This is a genomic window from Colwellia sp. MB02u-9 (assembly GCF_014077085.1).
Classification (GTDB): domain Bacteria; phylum Pseudomonadota; class Gammaproteobacteria; order Enterobacterales; family Alteromonadaceae; genus Cognaticolwellia.
In genome coordinates, this window is the sequence record NZ_JACGVF010000090.1 from 55,917 (window position 1) to 76,502 (window position 20,586).

Here is a 20,586-nt window from a genome sequence, read left to right on the forward strand (position 1 = left end):
CTAAATTACAACTGATCGACCTTATTCAACTCTACGCAGAATTACAAGTGATGAATAGATTCAATAAATTCGATAGCAGCGGTTTTTGTAAAGCACATTTAAAATGTGTGGCTAATATCTTTGAGTTATCTTTGAGTGAGTTTTCAGCTCTCTGATTAAAATGGCACAGTAACTTTTTTAGTCGCTGCTTTTTAGTATCCGCTTTGAAAAATAAATATTTGTTAATAGGTTATAATATGTCATTTATTGCTAGCGGATTTTTTAGCATGAATCGTCTTAATGGTTACTAAGGTAATTTAATGGTTTGCACATCAAACGTTAACTATAAATCATTACCAAAAATTACAATAATAAATAGAAGTAACCTAATGTCGAGCGACACCTTATTTTATAAAATATATTTAGCATCGAGAAAAAGTATTTCTCGCGTGGTATCTCGCATTGTTCCTCCAGATGAAATTGAAGATATTGTTCAAGAAACCTATGTACGTATTTGCCAAATAGAAAATAAAGAAAATATTACTTCACCAAAATCGTTTATGTATAGAACGGCACGAAACTTAGCGCTAGATTATCAAAAAAGAGCCGGTGTTAAACTTGTTGACCGTGTTGACGATCTACAAGCTTTGGAGTATTTATTATCAAATGACGTTGATGAAATGTATGAAAACACTTTAATTAACAATGAATTTTCGCACTTTTGCGAAGCCGTCAGACAATTACCCACACAATGTCGCAAAGTTTTTGTATTAAAAAAAGTGTATGGATATTCGCAGCGTGAGATCGCTGCTCAATTAGGCCTTAGTGAAAGTACCGTGGAAAAACATATAGCAACCGGCATGAAGCGTTGCACGCTCTTTATGCGAAACATTAATAAACTAGAGAGTAAATCTTCTGCTAGCACTTCTCAAAGTATTGCTGGAGGCACTCATGAATAATGTTCATCAAATTAATAAAAAATCGACTCAACAGCAATCTGCTGAGCGGTTAGAAGAAACCCGCTTAAATGATGCTAGCGATTGGATCGCTAAATTAGATCGTGGCTTAACGACATTAGAAAAAAAGCAGCTAACTGAATGGTTATCGACTGATGTTTTAAATATTGAAGTTTTATTTGAAGTAGCGCAAATGTGGGACAAGATGGACCACTTAAGTCGTTTATCTGATATTTTTCCACAAGCTAATGTTAAGAAAAAACAAACAAGAAATGCTATTACCGCTGTGGCCGCTTCATTTATTGTCGCATTAACGCTTATGCTTTATCAAAGTGGCTCCAACCTTTTACCTTTTGCCCAAAGCACATCTGCTATCGTTGCAATGCAGGCAAGTTATCAAACCAATATTGGTGAAAGTAATACCATTAATTTACCTGACAACAGTAAAATAGTGCTTAACACTAATAGTTTTGTACAAGTTAAATATAGCCAAAATTCTCGAATAATTGAGTTACTACGTGGTGAAATTCATATCGATGTGGCACACGACACCGCACGACCTTTAAGTGTTATTGTTGGAGGTAAAGTTATTCAAGCCGTGGGCACTGCTTTTAACGTCGAAGTGCGCAATGAATTAGTCGAATTGATTGTCACCGACGGGAAAGTGTTAGTCGCACAAAAAGATAATACCCTTGACGATGGCATTGAGCAGATAGCAAAAAGACTACCAAAAAATTCGATGGCGATATCAAAAGGCGAAAAAGTCGACTTAGACACATCAGGTAAAACACAAGAGAAAGTCAGAAAAGTAGACCCCATAGAAATGGCGGCTAACTTAAGCTGGCGTCAGGGCAATTTAATATTTCGTGGTGAGTCGCTTGCAGACACAATGACAGAGATTAGCCGCTATACTGATATAGAATTTGAATTAGCTGATGATAAAGAACTTCAAAAAATACAAGTCGCTGGTATGTTTAAAACAGGTGATGTCACTGGCTTACTTGATGTGCTGACACGTAATTTTAATATTAGCTATCAAAAAGTTGGCCCACATAAAATCGTCTTAAAATATGCTGGCTAACACTTGCATCATATGAAAACCAAAGGCTTAGCTTTTCATATTAAGCCTTTAAAAAAAGCCTTTAAACCACCGTTCTAGATTGACCATTATGAAAAATAATGGTTTTTTTATTTCAAGCGCTTAATTAAAAAATTAACACAATAACAATAACAATAAAGGAAAAAGCATGACTGAACAAACACATTTAGCTGGTTTAAATGGCACACAACAAACGCCAGAAGAGGTTAATGCCTCGTTTTTATATGTACTCTTTATTTCTTCTGTCGCTGCGTTAGGTGGTTTTCTTTTTGGTTTCGACTCCGGCGTTATCAATGGCACAGTGACAGCGTTAGGCAATGCTTTTCAATCCAATGATGTGGCAACCGGATTTAATGTCGCCTCTGTTTTATTAGGTTGTGCCGTCGGCGCATTAATGGCTGGACCGATTTCTGACCGTTTTGGCCGTAAACCCATTATGATTGTTACCGCCATAATATTTGCTATCAGTGCCTTTGGCTCAGGGATATCAGATTCTTCTATTGAGTTTATTTTTTATCGACTCATTGGCGGCTTGGGCATTGGTGCTGCATCTGTTTTAGCACCGGCTTATATTGCAGAAGTTGCACCTGTTGCCTTGCGTGGTCGCCTAGCAACTCTGCAACAACTCGCCATAGTACTAGGTTTATTTGCCGCATTTTTAAGTAATTATATTATCGCCTCATCAGCAGGAAGCGCAGAAAATTCATTTTTACTCGAGCTGTCAGCTTGGCGATGGATGTTTTGGGTCGAATTAATACCAGCGACATTGTTTTTAATTGGTGTGTTATTTATTCCAGAATCACCACGTTATTTAGTGGCGAAAGGTAATATAAAACAAGCACATGATGTGTTTAAAAAAATATCAGCCGGCACCGAAGATAAGCTTATTGATGAAGTAAAAACATCATTACACGGCAATAAGAAAACTCATATTGCCGATTTATTTATTGAAGGTAAAAAGAATATACATCCCATTATTTGGGTCGGTATTGCACTTTCTGTTTTTCAGCAATTTGTCGGTATTAATGTTGTTTTTTATTATGGCGCTGAGCTATGGCAAGCGGCAGGTTTTGATGAGTCGCAATCGCTCTTAATCAATGTAATGACGGGAACAACCAATATAATCTCAACCTTTATTGCTATTGCTTTAATAGACAAGATTGGCCGAAAGCCTTTGTTATTAGTAGGCAGTATCGGCATGTTTATCAGTTTAGGCATCTTAAGCTTTATTTTTGGTAGTGCCGGCTTTGATGAATTAGGTAAAGTAGCATTGTCTGATGCGATGGGCACTTTCGCTTTGGTTACCGCTAACTTATTTGTTGTGTTTTTTGGCTTAAGTTGGGGCCCAGTAGTTTGGGTATTATTAGGCGAAATGTTTAATAATCGTATCCGTGGTGCCGCTTTAGCAATTGCCGCTAGTGCCCAATGGATCGCAAACTTTGCCATTACCATGACCTTCCCTATTATATTAGGCTCAATTGGTTTAGCGGGCGCTTACGGTTTATACACCATATCTGCGTTTATCAGTATTTTCTTTGTCGTGAAATATATCAAAGAAACCCGTGGCGTTCGTTTAGAAGAAATGGAGTAACCTCTCAGGTTGACAAGGTTCGTAAGCTTAAATGCGATCGAACCTTGTTCTATAATGCCTTGGTTGATCAAATTGACAAAGTAAGTGAACCAAGTGGTGTGAATATAATTTACCTGTTCGTGACATAGAAAGTGGCTGTATTAACTGATCTAGCATTGAGGGTTAAGGCGTAGTATAAGGTTAATCAATGTGAAATTAACAAGGTTATTATGGATTCATTAACACAAGTTGTCTTGGGCGGCGCGGTGGGTTATGCGGTATTAGGCAACAAAGTTGGTTACAAAGCCGCTATTTATGGTGCTATTTTAGGGACCTTGCCTGACTTAGATGTATTCCTGCCATACAGCGGTGACGTAGAAGCTTTTACTTACCATCGAGGATTCAGCCACTCGCTATTAATACACTTGTTAATCAGTCCTTTTATTGCCTGGCTACTAATCAAATGTCATCAAGCTACAGCAATTTATAAGAAGCACTGGTTTTGGCTGGTTTTCCTTTGTTTATCTACCCATGCGATTTTAGATAGCTTCACGGTTTATGGTACACAATTGTTGTGGCCTATCACTGAGTATCCCTTTGCCGTCTCTAATTTATTTATTATTGATCCCCTTTATACCTTGCCGCTATTGTTTGCGTTTATTGTTATTTTTCTGCCCAAAATTAAGCCAGCAAGGGTCACAAAAATTAATCATTTTGCATTAGCCATAAGCTGCCTTTATATTTGTTGGTCTTTAACCGCAAAATTTTATATCGACAAAAAAGTAACCATTGCGCTGAACGATAGGCAGATAGAGGTCGATCATTATTTGAGTGCACCTGCGCCTTTTTCCACCTTACTTTGGCGGGTATTGGTCATGTCAGACGGTCAATATTACGAGGGTTATGTCTCTGTATTTGACTCAGCGTCGGATGTGAGTTTAGAGGCCTATCATTCGTCAGATGCTCTACTGACTAATATCAAAGATGAATGGGATGTACAGAGGCTTCAATGGTTCACTAAAGGTTTTTATTCAGTCAAAGCAGAAGAACAGAATATTGTTTTATCTGATTTACGTATGGGTGCGGAATGCCGTTATGTGTTCAATTTTATTCTCGGCGAGCAAACTAGCACTGGGATTGTTAAAAGCGATGTTGAGAAGGTGAGTGATAGGCCTGATTTAAGTATGCTTGGCAATGTTTGGGATAGAATTTGGGATGCTTCAGTTTCATTGGCTCCGCTTAAAAAAAGCGGCGTGTGTGTCAATAGGGAAAGTTGATTTTATAGCGACGTTTAACAAAACGGGCATGTTGAGTAGTGCATGCGCCCGATCGAGCCAACGAACAGCATTGTAAACCAGACAAACCGACATTAGCATTGATGATTAACCTTAGCTTCTCCCCGCTAATTGCTGTCCCTTTTAGCATGGTTACTAAGGCTCACTACTGCCACTTTGCTGACCTAATTTACACACAAATTTTTCTTAATAAATAGTCCACTTAGCCACAATTGTGGCCGTTCATCATCGAATTATTAATGCTAACTTTGTGCGCATTGTTGACGTTAAAGTTTGCTTTACTAACGGCAGCTAAAAGCGGTCTAAAATCACAAGTAATAATCACCTCAATTAATGGTAACTAAGATACGCTAGCTGACATTTCAATATCTATTTTAAACTTCTATCGTTTTCCAATTTTTTTGTTCCAACTATAGGTTACAATGTACCTTGTTAATTTAGTGCCTATTGAGTAAGTCATAAAGTATGAAAATGAGTAAAATCTGCCATCGTTTGAACAATAAGTTATTGGCTGTATTAGACCAAATCAATGAAGAGGCAAAGCAAGTCGTTGGTTTTAGTCATATAAGTCACACTGTTCAGTTCGATTGCTTCCCTGCCAGTTTATTAGTGCACTGCCATTTTAGTGAAGCACAAAAGCTACGTGTTGCACAGAGCAGTCATGCTGAAACCAAATTACAAAAGCAGTTGCATAAATTTCTTTTTAAAAAAGGAATCGTGTTAAAAAATCCTAAAATGAATTTAAAACTGCAAGGTCCGGCTTAGAATCAAACAGACTATATTTCACAAGTTGTGTAATAAATATTTAGCTAGATGGATAATACTCTAATACTCACTGACCAGACGTCAACAAAGCCACCAAACCAGACAGTTGATAGTGCTGTTATACTATGCTGGATAAGGGTGCAATGCTTGGAAATTCAGGCAACCAGAACCATAGGATAATGACGTATAAGTTCACTTTATAAAATAATTAACAGGGATTTCCAACACTTGAAAGTATCTAACTTTACCCAAAAGGGTGAGTGTCGCAATGTGGTTACTTGAGCGCTTACAACCAAATTTAACAATGATTGCAGATTCCAAGAAAGATAATGATAATGGGGGGCAGTAAGTCCGTCATCATTTCATCAAGCTATTCAGTCAGTTTTTTATAAACATAATTTTCTTAATGGCAGACTTGAGGCGCCGACGGCTACTGGATTTTCCTGTACTCCAGCGGTGACGATTTTTGGTCTTGGTCGTTGAGATCCCCGACGAAATTGCGCATATACTTCAATTCTTGGAATCAATTTATCTGCCAAGGCAACAGGTATATGTCCGCCTAGTACAATGGCTTGAGTATCAAGCAATGCAGAACAAGCTGTGGCCACCAAATCCAGAGAATCTTGTACTTTATAAATCCACTCGTCTACACCTGGCCAATTCACATCAAAATGTTTATGCATATCGTAGATTGAATTTACCTCAATATTATTTTTGATCAAAATTCGCTTTAATAATGCCATATTAGGGTGGGAGTATATTTTAGAAGGCAACATATCACCCAACTCCCCAGCATTACCGTACGTGCCAAGTAAAATTTCATTGTTTGATACTAAGCCACCACCAAAAGCATACGAAATGAAAAAATAAACAAAGTTTTTATAGTTTCTGCCAACGCCGGCAATACCTTCACCTGCCGCCGCGCCAGTTGCATCATTGACAACCCAAGTGGGTAAGTTGAAACGTGATGAGATAATTTCAGCAATATCGACTTGTGCCCATTCTTCAATCAGATGATGGGTGTTCATTTTGCCGTCCATCGAGCTAAAGAAACCAGAAATACCTACTCCGATACCCAGTACTTTTGATTCATGGATATGATTATTTTTCATTATCTTGGCAATAATGACCTCAGAATGCGATAAGACATTTTCAATACTCATGTCTTTAAGCTCTTCCAAGTGAGTCTCAATAACATTTCCTGCAAAATCCATTAATGCTATACCGATTGCATCAAGCAAGATCGACAAGCCGAAGCTGTAGGCAAATGACGGGTTAGCTTCCAGATCAAAACTTGGATTTCCTCTGGATGTAGACGATATTCTGTCAGTTTGACATAAAATCCCCCTATCCAAGAGGTTCTTTACCATACGTGAGACAGTTTGTTGTGGAATTTTTGTAGTCTCCACTATGGTTCTTTGATTGACGTTTTTTGACCAAAACACTAACTTTAAAACTTCTCTTTCGGCATCTTGAAATAACTTGCCACCTTTACTAAGCTCAAAACCACTTCTTAGATGAATACTGTTCTTTGATGAGAGCATAAAGCCGCCTTGTTTTAATTTAGCCTAATATAATACAGCAAGCGTTGTAGAAATATCAGTTTTAAACTTTATTATTTATAACCTTTTTTTTACAAGCCATTTTGTATTATATTGCCTCGTATCTGCTTGAGTTAGTAGTATAAATTAACCTTCAAAGGGATCAATCATAATGGCTCTAAAATCATTTACATTAGTATGTGTAGGGCCTGTAATAATTAAATCATTAAGCGGTTTAAAAAAGTTGTAGCTATCATTTGACGCTAAAAATTGCTCTGGTTGTAGTGCTTTTTCCTGAGCACGAGCTAAGGTTGTTTCATCAATATACGCTCCAGCAATATCTTCACTGCCATCAATACCATCGGTATCGCAGGCAAGCGCACAAATACCTTTTGCGCCGTTAAGGGCAATTGCTAGTGCGAGCATATATTGCTGATTTGGCCCACCTTGACCCGCATTTTTAGCTAAGGTAACTGTGAGTTCTCCTCCTGAAAATAACAGTGTTTTTTGTCCACTTTCATACGCCGCTAACGCAAGCGCTGCGTGTTGCTTAGCAACTTCATTCGCATCGCCTACTTCGTCATAATTGATCACGTGAATTTGCCACTTTGATAAATCAATAGAAGCAATAACTTTATCGATAGACTGACGTGCATTAGCCATAATACTTAATTTATGTCTATTAGCCTGAGTATCGATATTCTTTACTTTATTGGTATTAGTTTGCAATAGTGCTTTTTCAACCGAAGATATAGGCTGCCAGCCATATTTAACTAAGGTCGATAGCGCTTGTGCACCCGTAGTTGAGTTTTCTACAGTTGGACCTGAGGCAATAATTTTAGGATCGTCACCCACAACATCTGAAATGATTAAGGTGTGACTTTTCCCTTTGATTGCTTGTAAAAGCTTTCCACCTTTAACTTTAGAAAGCTGTTGGCGTACCCCATTAATTTCATCAATAGAAGCACCACAACCCAATAGAAATTTATTGAGTTGCATTTTCTCATCAAAGGTTACTTCATCTATCGGTAGTGACATTAATGCAGAGCCACCGCCTGAGATGAGAAAAATCACAGGAATATCTTCAGGTGTATTTTGGGCAAGTGCTAATATTTCTTTACCCGCAGCTTGACTATCCTTGTCAGGAATTGGGTGACCCGCTGTTAATATCTTAATAGTACCAATATTTTTTTCTGTGGTATAACCGTGGCGGGTGACAACCGTGCCATAACACTTATCACCAAAATATTCATACATGGTTTTTGCCATATCAACCGATGCTTTACCGGCACCAATAACACATAAGCCTTTACTGGCGTCAATATCTGACAAGTATTTAGGCATACAAACAGAGGGTAAACTCTCGTTGACTGCGATAATAAACAAATCTTGTAAAAAGATTTTTGACGAATTCATAAATTTGCCTTGCTGATGTATTAAAAGTAAAAGTAAATTGATTTAGCTAAAAAGCATTGGAATAGATATACATACCGCAATCATAGCCACAAAATAGGACACGAGAATAACAATATCTTTTGTCGTTAAAATGTCATCTTTATTGGAAAGCAATGTTAACGAGGGGTTGTATTTTATCCGGTCATTATTGGTAAATAACAGCACCAAATAGGCCGTTAAACTGGTTACAATTAAACCCACTAGATTCCACCAAAACCAAAAAAGTTGCGGTACACAAAGCCATAGGAAAATATTAAAGGCAACACCCGCTAATAAACCGACATTAATTTGAATAGCGCTTAGTCGTTTATCAAAAACAGCTAAAATAAATATCGCTAAAATAGGACCATAAAATACCGAGCCTACTTTATTAATCGCTTCGATTACCGTTGCTGCAATATCGCCAGCATATAATGAAAGAGTTAGCGTAACTATACCCCAAAATACCCCGGTATATTTTGCATAGGTCATATAACTTTTATCATCGGGTTCTTTGTTGGTAATACGGCAATAATCTTCAACCGATACCGCTGAAAGTGAGTTGATTGTTGAGCTTAAAGACGACATTGCGGCAGACAAAATAGCAACAATTAATAAACCAATCATACCGTGAGGTAAATAATTGATAATAAAAACAGGCATCATCATGTCACTTTTACCCTCAGGAATCAGTTGAAAAAAGTTAGCGTCCGTTATGGCTAGCGTGCCAATAACTAATCCAGAAAAGCAGTAAAGTAAGGTAATAGGGAAACGTAAAAGACCATTCGCCATCATCATCTTTTTTAAGTCTGTTGTATTTTTAGCTGATAAAGCACGCTGCGCCTGTGTTTGATCACAACCATAGTAAGATGCGTACAAAACAATGCCACCAAAAACCATAGGTAAAAAGCCGAAACCATCACCTTCAGTGCCAAACGAAGAGAAATTGATAGCTTGTAAACGAGAATGATCAACATTAGCCACTAACTCATCGATACCGCCCAAGTTACTTAAGCCAAAATAAACACAAGCGATAGTACCTAATATGATAATAACCATTTGGATGGCATCACCATAGACCACCGCCTTCATGCCACCTTGCAATGAATAAAGAAGCGTTATAACCCCGACAATAACAATAGATTGCCAAAGTGTAATCCCCATAGTGGCAATAAGTATCAGGGATACTGCATAAATCATAATACCGGTAGAAAATGCTCGACTAAATTGAAATACAAAACTAATTAATAAACGAGAAGAACGACCAAATCGTTGTTCTAAATAATCATAAATACTAACAACACCTGAACGATATAATACCGGCAGTACTGTTTTTAGTACTAAAATCATCGCAAGTGGTACAGCGAGTTCGTAAGACAGCCATTGCATGCCGCCACCTTCTCTTAGACCAACAAATGCGGGGGCTGAAACAAAACTGATTGCAGAGAGCTGCGTAGCCATAACAGATAAAGTTAACGGTTTCCAACCTACCGTACGCCCACCTAAAAAGTAGTCAGATTTGGTGGATTGACCACGTAATTTATACCCCATAAATATGAGTAAAAAAAGGTAAATACAAATAATACCGTAATCAAAGTAATTCATGAAAAGTGTATCCTAAAGTGAATATTACATTGAGATAAAGCATAGCAATTAACATTGCTATGCTTGAAAATTACATTGAGATAGAGCATGCCAATTAACATGACATGCTCTTAGGTTAGCGATTACCGATTAAAAATCGTATCGTGCAGTAATGCTAAATCTACGTGGTAAAATAGGACGACCAACGAAGAAATCTCCACCAGAAACCTGACTATTTCCTTGGCGCGGTGAACCTTCAGTAATTCCCTCACTGTTAAAAGCGTTAAACACCCCTAGGCCTAATCTAATTTGCTCATCATTAGCAAATTCCCAAGTATAACCAACATCAAAGGTTGCAATGCTGTGGCTGTCTAATTTTACCGTATTACTGTTATTGGCAAAATTATCGCCAAAGTAACTTACGGCTAAACGTGCATCAAGAAAACCATTGTCGTATGCTAAACCAAGGTTACCAGAGAACTCTGGTTGTCTGGCAGGTTCTAGACCATCATTAGCACCTTCTGAGAATTCAGCATTTTGATAAGTAACATTACCATCTACCGTAAATTCATCAGAAATATTCCAACGAGCAATGACTTCAGCCCCTTGGGTTGCTGTTGAAAGCGTAGTAACAGTTTCCTTAAGGCCACCAGAACCATCATTTACAAAATCAACGTTGCGTCTATTATCCAAGTTGGCCATAAACAATGAAGCATCAATGTATAAGTCATCAGGGAAATATTTAAAACCAATAGACGCTAGCGTGATATCTTCACCTTCGTAGCTTTGTGGTTCGCCATTGGTATCGAATTTAATACTTCTTAGTTGTGGGAAGAAATAACCTTGTGACGCATTAGCGTAAAGATTAAGGTTTTTGTCATCCATTTTATAAAGCACAGCCGCTGAGAATGCCGCTTCAGTAGTTGACACTTCACCGTAAGTAAATTGGCCATTACCTGCTTTATTAACTTGTAGGTTAGGCGCTAAACCAGGATCGTTAGAAACGGTTACAAACTCACTTCCTTCAGATTTTTGCGTGCCTGTTGCCTGCTCGACCCTAACACCCAAATCTATTGCCCAGGTGTCATTTTCCATTTGATCTGTGACGTAAATCGCTACGCGATCAGACGTTAAACGCTTATTGGTATAACTGGTACCAGGACCTACAACACCATTTTTAGAGTACTGAACTTCATTGCCTTGGTCATCAGTGAAAGACAGATCAACCAAGCGAGCATTTTTACCGTTAGAAAAATCGGCTAAATAACTTGATATAATATTGTAGTCCATCTGCTCTGCGTGAATAAAGAAAGTCCCTATATTAACGGTATGATCAAATGTGCTGCCTTGTAATGCACCGGTAAGGTTAAATTCAGTACTATAGAAGCTACCATCACGTTGGCGGTCTAATAAACGGTTACCAAATAAAAGATAATCGTCAGGTAAAGCATTACCTGTTTCAGACCATGTGTAGTTAGCTGTTCCGTATAAATCAGTTAAAGATTCACCACCGAAACCATGACTAGGGTTAGCAGCATAACCATCTTGCGGCTCAGGTGAGTTGGCTACGCCGTCACCATCAAGGAATAAGTTAAACGTATGTATGTAATCTGCCGCTTTTGCCTTACCGGTTAAAGTCCAAGTACTAGTAAGCTCTTTCTCGAAGTGGACAGCAAGTGAACCACCTTCTGTTGAAACGCCATCTCTAATTGTTGACTCATACTTACCTGTTGATGTTGGGTAAGATAGTTCAGCAGCCGCCACTGTTTGAGCAACGTATACCGTCTCACCGTCGTTACCGGTTAAACGCTCTCGGCTTCCTCCATCTAAAGGTAAAGGTAAGAAAAATTGTACTGAATCATTAATTAACTGACCTGAAACCTTCAAAAATCCATTATTGAATTCTTTAAGAATATTTCCGCGTAATTGATAACCTTCAGTTGCTAATCCTGTATCTAATGGGCCTTCATCGTGACGATAATAACCAGACATAGCATAGTATAAGTTTTCGTCACTCGATAAAGCGCCGCCAGTGAAAAAATCAGTTCTCATGCGGCCATCTTCTGCAAGTTCCACTTGAACAGTGCTTTCAGGAACATCAGATCCCGTTTTTGAAATATAGTTAATGATACCAGCCACTGAACCAGGGCCAAATAAGTTAGAAACACCACCACCAACAAATTCTACTCTTTCGATACCAATATCAGGTCTAAAGTAAACATCTTGTGCTGAAGATGACATACCCGATTGAAATGAAGGCATACCATCATAATTTAATGGCGTAAATTGAAATTGCCCGCCAGAGGGTAGCCCTCTAACAAAAGCATTGGTTGCAACTTCACCACCACCACCTTCTACTTTGATACCCGGCACACTCATTAGAATATCAGCTTGGCTAGTAAAACCTCGACGAGATATATCTTCATTGTTAAACAAGGTTGTTTTAGCGGGTGTGTTTGCTTCTGTTCGTTTTACACTAGAGCCAGTGACAATAATTATTTCTGTATCATCTTTTTCTTTTTTTATTTCTTCTGCTGCCCATGCTGTACTTGCTGATGTTGCAAGCGCCATCATAATGATTTTTGATAATTTAGTTAGTTTCATTTTATTTCCCCATTTCTCATTTTACATGTTTATGTTTATTTTTTTAGTCATATTATTTTCAGCAATTTATCTATCAAAACTGAACTCAATACTTTGCACTTGGTTTTATTTTGTTTACTAATTACTCACTACAGTTAAGCATATAGTTTTTGCCATTACAACCCAAAATAAGTATTAATAACTTGATAACTGACTTTGAATAGTGTTTTAATACCCATATCGGGTTCATGTAGTGTTAAAAATATTGGGAATATTATGAAAAACAATGAAAAATTAATAGAGCAAGCAAAGGATATTTTATATAAAAACGATGTAGATGGTTATACCGTACCAACACATGGTTTATATCCATTTCAATGGAATTGGGATGCCGCTATTACCGCTCTTGGTTGGATGAAAACTGATGAATCACGTGCTTGGTTAGAGATTGAAATGCTATTAAAGGGGCAGTGGGATAATGGTATGGTGCCACATATTATTTTTCATCAAGAAGTCGATAGTTATTTTCCTGGACCAAAAGTATGGGGAGTAGATAAAGACATACCTACCACGGCTATTTCTCAACCTCCTGTATTAGTTAGTATTGTTAAAATGATGGCTGAGCAAGCTAAAGATCAAAAATTAGCTCAAGAAAAACTCACTCAAATGTTACCTCAACTTATTGCTTATCATCAGTGGTGGTATAACGACAGAGATCCTGAAAATACTGGTTTGGTAGTTAGTTATCATCCATGGGAGTCGGGTATGGATAATAGTCCTGCTTGGGATAAAAGTTTAGCTGCAGTACCTCCTGTAACTTGGCAATATAAGCGTAAAGATCTTGAACATGTTGACTCAGACGAACGCCCCCATGCCAATGAATATGACCGTTATTTATATCTAGTTGATTTTTTCAAAAAATCGAACTTTGATAGTGAGGTTATTTACCGAGATTGTCCTTATAAAATGTATGATGTGGGTATTATCTCTATCCTACATAAAGCCACAAAAGATCTTGTTAGCTTATGCCAAACTTCAAAAGTAAATGAACAGCATGTTACCTGGTTTAATAAGCAAATTGCTTTAACTGAATCAGCTATTAATACACTGTGGAGTGATGAGCAAAATAGCTTTTTAAACACAGACGCAATTACAAAAGAATCTTTTCCCGTATTAACAACCGGTACTTTAATGGCTATTTATGGCGAACTCGCTAATAAAGAACAATCAGCCAAATTAAAAATATTAATGAAAAGCTGGTTAGATGAAACAGAATTTGGCATATCTTCTACCTATGCTAAATGTGCTCAATATGAACCTCAACGTTACTGGCGTGGCCCTGTATGGTTACACATCAATTGGTTACTTGCATTAGGTGCAGAACATTACGGTTTTAATGAAGAGAGTTTGCAATTAAAAGAAGCATCTCAAACGCTTATTGAGAAATCAGGCTATTTTGAATATTTCAATTGTGAAACGGGTGCTGGTTGCGGTGGTGATGATTTTTCTTGGACAGCGGCCATTGCCTTGCATTGGTTTTTATAGCAAATGAAAGAGGTTAGTTTGATGAAATCAGTCATTTGTTTTGGTGAAGCCCTTATCGATTTTTTAAATATAAATCGATTTGAGGAACAGCCGTTATGGTTAAATGAATTTCGACAGTATCCCGGTGGTGCGCCAGCAAATGTTGCTGTAGCGATTGCCCGGTTAGGTGGTAAGGCTTTATTTGCTGGGCAAGTAGGTAAGGACTCTTTTGGTGATTTTCTCCAGCAATCTTTAGAGAGTTATCACGTTGATACCCAGCTAATGAGTCGTCACCCGCACGCTAAAACGGCGCTTGCTTTCGTGATGCTCGATGAAGAAGGAGATCGCAGTTTCTCATTCTTTCGTGATAACACCGCTGACATGTTATTTGACGTATCACAAATTAACAAAGACTGGTTTTTATCAACAGGTATATTTCATTTTTGTAGTAATACACTCACAGATGATTTTATTGGGAACACCACTCAATATGCGGTTACTTTAGCCAAAGAATCTGGGGTGGTAATAAGCTTTGATGTGAACTTAAGGCATAATTTATGGCCTGATGGAAAAGTGGATATAGCGCGAGTTAACGCCTTCGCTGAGCAATCAGATGTACTAAAATATTCACAAGATGAGCTGATTTATCTTGCGCAAGGCGACGAAGAAAATTATATCGCTACATTACTTAAGCAAGGCGTTTCACTTATTCTTGTTACTGATGGTGCCAATATCATTCATTATCATTGCCTTAATGAATGTGGTGTTATTACACCGCCTAAAGTCAAAGCTATTGATACCACTGCTGGCGGTGATGCCTTTATTGGTGCATTTTTATTTGGCTTAAGCCAAGTGAGTCAACCTAAAAAATTTCTGTCTCAAGCAAAATTATTTGTGCCATTGATATCATTTTCAGCACATTGTGGTGCTCACGCGGTTGCTCAACAAGGAGCATTTCCTGCATTACCTACGTTTGCCGATGTCAGTTCACATTGGCAAAATGTGCAAACGGAACAACTTTAGAGGGTTTACCAATGAATTTTTATAATGCTGAATTTTTAACAAACCATAGTCAATCTATTCTAGATTTTTATGATCCACGTGTTGTAGACAAAACGGGCGGTTATTTTCAAAATTTTTATGATGATGGTAAAACATTTAATGCCGGCTTTCGCCAATTAGTGAGTAGCACACGCATCATCGTCAATTATGCCATGGCGAGTATCGCTTTAAATAAACCCGAGTATCGTGAAATAGCCGAACATGGTCTTAATTATTTAGAGCAGGTTCATTGGCAAGAAAACACCCAAACCTATGCCTGGACCCTCGAAAATCACCAAGCGGTAGATATGACGCAACAGGCTTATGGTTATGCCTTTGTGTTATTGGCTTATGCGGCCGCCAAAAAAGCCGACATTATTAGTGCTAATACGCCACTTATTGCCACCTATGACCTACTTGAAAAACGTTTTTGGCAGCCAGAGTTTGGTTTGTACGCGGATGAAATTAATGTCGAGGGTGTTTTAAGTGATTATCGTGGCCAAAATGCCAATATGCATTTGTGCGAAGCGATGATAGCGGCTTATGAAGCCACCAACGAGATGATGTTTTTAGACAGAGCATTTTTGATTGCTGAAAATATTGTTCAACGTCAAGCCAGCCATACAGATGGTTTGATTTGGGAGCATTATCAAACAAACTTCTTACCTGACTGGGAATATAATAAAAATGACCCTAAAAATTTATATCGGCCTTGGGGATTTCAGCCTGGACATCAAACAGAATGGACCAAACTGTTATTAATGCTTCATCGCCATCGTCCCGCTGATTGGTTAGTTAAAGCGGCTAAAAGCTTATTTGATCGGGCGATGGAACTTGCTTGGGATAAAACACACGGTGGCCTTATTTATGGTTTTGATCCCCAAGGTAAATGGTGTGACGATGATAAGTATTTTTGGGTGCAAGCAGAAAGTTTTGCTGCCGCCGCTATGTTGTATCAAACCACCAAAGATGAAGTTTATTTAACGCATTACAATAATCTTTGGCAATACAGTTGGCAGCACATGATTGATCATCAACACGGTGCATGGTTTAGGTTACTCAATCGCAGTAATCAAAAATACTCGAACGAAAAAAGCAGTGCGGGTGCCAAGTGTGATTATCACTCGTTAGGTGCTTGTTTAGAAACGTTACGAACATTTTCGCTTTAATAGATAGGTTTTTCTTATGAATACAAATAACTTGCCTGCCAATCGAGTTTTACTCGAAAGCTGGAAATCTTTGGTTGAACATGCCAAGGAAATGAAAACTCAGCATATGAACGACTTGTTTAATGCAGACAAAGATCGCTTTGAGAAATTTTCGGTTCAATTGCCAGCAATGCTACTTGATTATTCAAAAAATCTTATTACCGATGAAACCTTAGCTAAATTAATTGCTTTGGCAAAAGATTGCGAAGTTGAGTCTTGGCGCGATAAAATGTTCGCGGGAGAGCGTATTAATCGCACAGAAGATCGTGCGGTTTTACACACGGCTTTACGCAATAGAAGTCAACAAGCGATAATGCTAGATGGAAAAAACATTACCGACGATGTTGAAGTGTCATTGAGTAAAATGAAAGCTTTTACCGATAAAGTACGGCAAGGAAAATGGCTAGGTTACTCAGGAAAACGCATCACAGATATTGTAAATATTGGGGTGGGTGGTTCGAATCTTGGACCGCAAATGGTGACTGAAGCATTAAAACAATACAGCGATGATAGTGTGAATGTTCATTATGTTTCAAATGTAGATGGTACGCAGATTGCCGAGGTTTTACGTCCATTAAAACCTGAGCGGGTATTATTTATCATTTCAAGCAAAACTTTTACCACCACAGAAACAATGACAAATGCAACCACTGCGCTAAATTGGTTAACGTCTTCCTCTTTTGATTACAAAGCCGTATCAAAACATTTTGTTGCTGTTAGTTCGAATAAAACTAATGCCATGGCCTTTGGCATTGATGAGAATAATATTTTTGATATATGGGATTGGGTTGGAGGGCGCTTTTCATTATGGTCAGCCATTGGTTTACCTATCGCATTGGATATCGGTTTTGAAAAATTCATCGAACTCTTAGAAGGTGCGTATGAGGTAGACACCCACTTTCGTGAAGCACCTTTAGCAGAAAATGCGCCAGTTATTTTGGCCTTATTAAGCGTCTGGAATTGCACGTTTTTAGGCGCACAATCTCAAGCTATACTACCTTACGATCAATCATTACACATGCTATCGGCTTATATGCAACAGGCCGAAATGGAAAGTAATGGTAAGTCGGTCACTTGGGATGGTCATGAAATTGATTACCCCACGGTTCCTTCTATATGGGGTGAGCTAGGTATAAATGGTCAACATGCTTTTTATCAATATTTACATCAAAGTAATAATATTGTACCTGCTGATTTTATTGGTTCTGTAGAAAGTGTGACGCCCGTTCAAGGACACCATGAAACATTAATGGCCAACTTTTTTGCTCAAACTCAAGCATTAATGTCTGGCGTGAATGAGCAACAAGTTAGAGAGGATCTTAAAAGATCTGGGCGACCACAAGCCTATATTGACAAAGTAGCACCTCATAAAGTACATAAAGGAAACAGGCCGACTAATACCTTGTTAATGAAGCGAATATCGCCTAAATCGTTAGGCAGTTTAATCGCCTTATATGAACATAAAATATTTGTTCAAGGCATTATTTTACAGGTTTGTTCTTTTGATCAATGGGGCGTTGAGTTGGGTAAAGGCTTAGCTAACGCCATTGTGAAAGAGCTAACAAGCGGCGATATTAACAAGAGCCATGATAGTTCAACCAAAGGCTTACTTGAATATTATTGTTCGGCAAAGTAATCGAATAGAAAAGACTGTTGTAGGACAGGAATGAGCTTGAAGCAGACCTTAGCCACAACTACCTGCTAATGTCGTCTATGCGCACAAAGTGATCTTAATGGGTTAAGGTAATCCCCTTTAGCTCGCACTTTACTGATGCTTGGTTTTTGATTAAAGTAAGGTATAGTTTTACTCATTCCATATGGGTAAGTTTTGATACTTTGTTGAAATATACTTTACCTGTTCATAACATTATTTTCGCTGTTGTTATCGTGCTGTGCTGAACCATCTTAATAAAGGGAGTAGTCAATAAATGTTAGATAAAAAAATTTACAACTTACTTTTTTTGTTATTAATTTCAAATTCCAATATTCGAGCTGAGACGTTACATGTAGCTTCTGACATTTGGTGCCCCTATATCTGTGATAATAAGAAAGCTCCAGGGATTTTAGTTGAGGTTTTAAATGAAATAGCCACAGCAAAAAAAATGACGGTTAATATTGAAATAATTTCTCTATCACGCTCTCTTATAATGGCTAGTAGATCTGAAATAGATATTGTATTAGCTGTAACAAAATCTCACATTACAGATCACAAATTACAAAGTAGTAACCAGTATTTTGGTGGTTGGCAAAATGACTTTTACATCAGTAAAAACGTTGATTGGTCGCCTAATAAACTTAATGATTTAGACGCTTTTTTAAATTCAGGTAAAACTTTAGGGATAATTAAAGGGTATGACTATGGTCCATACATTAACAGTCTAAAGTCTAAATATACTGATAATATTTTTCAAGCTACTGGTGATTCTCCTTTAACGAAAAATATTGAGATGTTACAAAAAGGACGTATTTCGTCGCTTCTTGATTATAGATATAATATTCAATATGAAGTGAATAAAAATAATATTGTTGATCTAATATATGCTCGTAGTGAAGGTGGTTTTGTACCTTTATTTTTAGGTTACTCTCCAACAATTCGTCCTGAAGTCATTAATAGTATTGATGATGGACTTGACCTAATTCGCCGTAAGGGAATTTTGAGCACTATTTTAGAAAAATACGGTGTATCTGATTGGCAAAACCAAATTTAAATTACTATAATTTTCCGTTGCCCGTTTATAGTTAACGATTAAAAATCGAATATAAACGACAGTAATGAGCTTTCAGCGGTCGGTGGGGTGGTTCGTTTCTCAATCGTCTAAACACCAACTTCGCGCTGAAAGCAGATATCTAACGCCGAAAATAGCGGCGAAAATTCAGCACCGCCTCAGATAAGTCTGTTTGAATAAAAGCAGTTCATCATCATAAGCAAAACTGGTTTGCACAACAGCGGGAGGCGCTTGTCTTGAATCCTGAATTAAGTAGAAACAGTTGGTTAATTGACAAAAAACAACCGACTTTCACTCCCTTAAGAATATGAAATAAATGTCAATATGGAAAATATAAGGCATTATGTATTTTGATTTTAGGAAAAATGACGTTTTATTTTACCTATACTCGAAATTGTGTTTTATTTTTTTTGTTCGGCATTCTTTTGAATAGAATAAATATAGTGACATTGCTTTTCATCCAATGCAGATAATCTCTAAAGGCTTAATAACTATGCTTTCAATTTTAAAAAGAACATTAGGCGCTGTATGTATAATCTTAGCTTTTCATAGTAAGGCTAATGTTGCTGATTTGGATGTCCTCATTGTTACTGAGCATTTACCTCCCTATCAAATTAGTAAAGATAACAAACTGATCGGTGGTCTTGTTGCAATTGAAATTCAAAAACTAATGAAGACAGTCTTACCGGAAAGCACTATAGAGGTGATGTCTTGGGCGCGCGCTCATCAAGTTGCGTTGGTGCGACCTAATACTATTATATTTTCCTTGGTGAGAACGTCCGAACGTGAAGATAAATTTATTTGGATTGGTAAAGTAGCACAGGTACGCACCGAACTGATTACATTAAAAGATAGTGAGTTACAGCCCGTTGAAACCCTTTCTGAACTTAAAAACACTCAAATTGGCGTGAAGCGACAGGACGCAGTTGCCACATTTTTGAATAATAATGGCTTTGAATACGGTAAAGAGTTAGTTGAAATTGTATCCACAATGTCGACTATGCGAATGCTGGAAAAGGGTCGGATTGAAACAATTCCCTCCAACCAACAGATTATTGAGTTCTACTGTCAAAATACAGGGTGCGCTAATTCAGACTTCAAAACACTTTATGTTTTTAAAAAATTATCAGAAGAATTCTACCTAGCGGCAAGTCTTGGTACTGATGCAAAATTGATTGAAAAGTTGAAAGCGGAATTTACTAACTTAGATTTACCCATCCAATAGCAGCCATTCGATATGATTACCATGCAGGGCTTCTTAATTTTACTAAGCACAGTGGT

14 protein-coding genes and 1 pseudogene are annotated in these 20,586 nt (G+C 37.7%); 11 read left to right on the forward strand and 4 right to left on the reverse strand.

What is annotated here, in order from left to right; genetic code table 11:
• The first annotated feature begins 368 nt into the window (after nucleotides 1-368).
• The 5 genes and pseudogenes from H4J65_RS06815 (at nucleotide 369) to H4J65_RS06835 (ending at nucleotide 5,664) form a co-directional block, all read left to right on the forward strand.
• Nucleotides 369-938: an RNA polymerase sigma factor gene (locus H4J65_RS06815; RefSeq protein WP_182135838.1), complete on the forward strand. Its 570-nt coding sequence runs from the start codon at nucleotides 369-371 to the stop codon at nucleotides 936-938.
• On the forward strand, nucleotides 931-2,016 hold the full coding sequence (locus tag H4J65_RS06820; RefSeq protein WP_182135839.1) for a FecR family protein: 1,086 nt from the start codon (nucleotides 931-933) through the stop codon (nucleotides 2,014-2,016). Before H4J65_RS06815 ends, H4J65_RS06820 begins: the two co-directional genes overlap by 8 nt.
• A gap of 157 nt (nucleotides 2,017-2,173) precedes the next feature.
• A pseudogene (locus H4J65_RS06825) lies at nucleotides 2,174-3,625 on the forward strand (sugar porter family MFS transporter); the annotation flags it as partial.
• Nucleotides 3,626-3,834: 209 nt separating this feature from the next.
• Nucleotides 3,835-4,881: a metal-dependent hydrolase gene (locus H4J65_RS06830; protein WP_182196965.1), complete on the forward strand. Its 1,047-nt coding sequence runs from the start codon at nucleotides 3,835-3,837 to the stop codon at nucleotides 4,879-4,881.
• A gap of 483 nt (nucleotides 4,882-5,364) precedes the next feature.
• Nucleotides 5,365-5,664, forward strand: a complete 300-nt coding sequence (locus H4J65_RS06835; RefSeq protein ID WP_182196967.1) for a hypothetical protein — start codon at nucleotides 5,365-5,367, stop codon at nucleotides 5,662-5,664.
• Nucleotides 5,665-6,050: 386 nt separating this feature from the next.
• Here H4J65_RS06835 and H4J65_RS06840 read toward each other — a convergent pair whose 3' ends face one another.
• The 4 genes from H4J65_RS06840 to H4J65_RS06855 form a co-directional block, all read right to left on the reverse strand.
• The gene (locus H4J65_RS06840) at nucleotides 6,051-7,208 is read right to left on the reverse strand and encodes an ROK family transcriptional regulator (protein ID WP_182184164.1); all 1,158 of its coding nucleotides are present in this window, start codon (nucleotides 7,206-7,208) and stop codon (nucleotides 6,051-6,053) included.
• Nucleotides 7,209-7,352: 144 nt separating this feature from the next.
• Entirely contained in the window at nucleotides 7,353-8,621 is a 1,269-nt protein-coding gene (locus H4J65_RS06845) for a glycerate kinase (RefSeq protein WP_182196969.1), read from the reverse strand.
• A gap of 42 nt (nucleotides 8,622-8,663) precedes the next feature.
• Nucleotides 8,664-10,244, reverse strand: a complete 1,581-nt coding sequence (locus tag H4J65_RS06850) for a sodium:solute symporter (RefSeq protein WP_182196971.1) — start codon at nucleotides 10,242-10,244, stop codon at nucleotides 8,664-8,666.
• Between the two features lie 129 nt (nucleotides 10,245-10,373).
• Entirely contained in the window at nucleotides 10,374-12,827 is a 2,454-nt protein-coding gene (locus tag H4J65_RS06855; RefSeq protein WP_182184157.1) for a TonB-dependent receptor plug domain-containing protein, read from the reverse strand.
• A gap of 255 nt (nucleotides 12,828-13,082) precedes the next feature.
• Between H4J65_RS06855 and H4J65_RS06860 the strand changes: the two genes are divergently transcribed.
• From H4J65_RS06860 to H4J65_RS06885, 6 genes are all read left to right on the forward strand, one after another.
• A complete protein-coding gene (locus H4J65_RS06860) occupies nucleotides 13,083-14,351 on the forward strand; it encodes an MGH1-like glycoside hydrolase domain-containing protein (RefSeq protein ID WP_182196973.1) in 1,269 nt (422 codons plus the stop codon).
• A gap of 21 nt (nucleotides 14,352-14,372) precedes the next feature.
• Nucleotides 14,373-15,353: a carbohydrate kinase gene (locus H4J65_RS06865; protein WP_182196975.1), complete on the forward strand. Its 981-nt coding sequence runs from the start codon at nucleotides 14,373-14,375 to the stop codon at nucleotides 15,351-15,353.
• Nucleotides 15,354-15,364: 11 nt separating this feature from the next.
• On the forward strand, nucleotides 15,365-16,540 hold the full coding sequence (locus H4J65_RS06870) for an AGE family epimerase/isomerase (RefSeq protein ID WP_182196978.1): 1,176 nt from the start codon (nucleotides 15,365-15,367) through the stop codon (nucleotides 16,538-16,540).
• A 16-nt stretch (nucleotides 16,541-16,556) separates the two neighbouring features.
• The gene (pgi, locus tag H4J65_RS06875; protein WP_182184147.1) at nucleotides 16,557-18,215 is read left to right on the forward strand and encodes a glucose-6-phosphate isomerase; all 1,659 of its coding nucleotides are present in this window, start codon (nucleotides 16,557-16,559) and stop codon (nucleotides 18,213-18,215) included.
• 292 nt (nucleotides 18,216-18,507) lie between these two features.
• On the forward strand, nucleotides 18,508-19,287 hold the full coding sequence (locus tag H4J65_RS06880; RefSeq protein ID WP_182196980.1) for an ABC transporter substrate-binding protein: 780 nt from the start codon (nucleotides 18,508-18,510) through the stop codon (nucleotides 19,285-19,287).
• Nucleotides 19,288-19,798: 511 nt separating this feature from the next.
• Entirely contained in the window at nucleotides 19,799-20,530 is a 732-nt protein-coding gene (locus tag H4J65_RS06885) for an ABC transporter substrate-binding protein (protein ID WP_182196982.1), read from the forward strand.
• Nucleotides 20,531-20,586: the final 56 nt, after the last annotated feature.

Bases quoted from the DNA above. Each gene is read 5' to 3' on its own strand.
- H4J65_RS06885 (WP_182196982.1), top strand. From the start codon at position 19,799: ATGCTTTCAATTTTAAAAAGAACATTAGGCGCTGTATGTATAATCTTA.
- H4J65_RS06820 (WP_182135839.1), top strand. From the start codon at position 931: ATGAATAATGTTCATCAAATTAATAAAAAATCGACTCAACAGCAATCT.
- H4J65_RS06845 (WP_182196969.1), bottom strand. From the start codon at position 8,621: ATGAATTCGTCAAAAATCTTTTTACAAGATTTGTTTATTATCGCAGTC.
- H4J65_RS06855 (WP_182184157.1), bottom strand. From the start codon at position 12,827: ATGAAACTAACTAAATTATCAAAAATCATTATGATGGCGCTTGCAACA.
- H4J65_RS06840 (WP_182184164.1), bottom strand. From the start codon at position 7,208: ATGCTCTCATCAAAGAACAGTATTCATCTAAGAAGTGGTTTTGAGCTT.
- pgi (WP_182184147.1), top strand. From the start codon at position 16,557: ATGAATACAAATAACTTGCCTGCCAATCGAGTTTTACTCGAAAGCTGG.
- H4J65_RS06850 (WP_182196971.1), bottom strand. From the start codon at position 10,244: ATGAATTACTTTGATTACGGTATTATTTGTATTTACCTTTTTTTACTC.
- H4J65_RS06815 (WP_182135838.1), top strand. From the start codon at position 369: ATGTCGAGCGACACCTTATTTTATAAAATATATTTAGCATCGAGAAAA.
- H4J65_RS06830 (WP_182196965.1), top strand. From the start codon at position 3,835: ATGGATTCATTAACACAAGTTGTCTTGGGCGGCGCGGTGGGTTATGCG.
- H4J65_RS06865 (WP_182196975.1), top strand. From the start codon at position 14,373: ATGAAATCAGTCATTTGTTTTGGTGAAGCCCTTATCGATTTTTTAAAT.
- H4J65_RS06835 (WP_182196967.1), top strand. From the start codon at position 5,365: ATGAAAATGAGTAAAATCTGCCATCGTTTGAACAATAAGTTATTGGCT.
- H4J65_RS06870 (WP_182196978.1), top strand. From the start codon at position 15,365: ATGAATTTTTATAATGCTGAATTTTTAACAAACCATAGTCAATCTATT.
- H4J65_RS06860 (WP_182196973.1), top strand. From the start codon at position 13,083: ATGAAAAACAATGAAAAATTAATAGAGCAAGCAAAGGATATTTTATAT.
- H4J65_RS06880 (WP_182196980.1), top strand. From the start codon at position 18,508: ATGTTAGATAAAAAAATTTACAACTTACTTTTTTTGTTATTAATTTCA.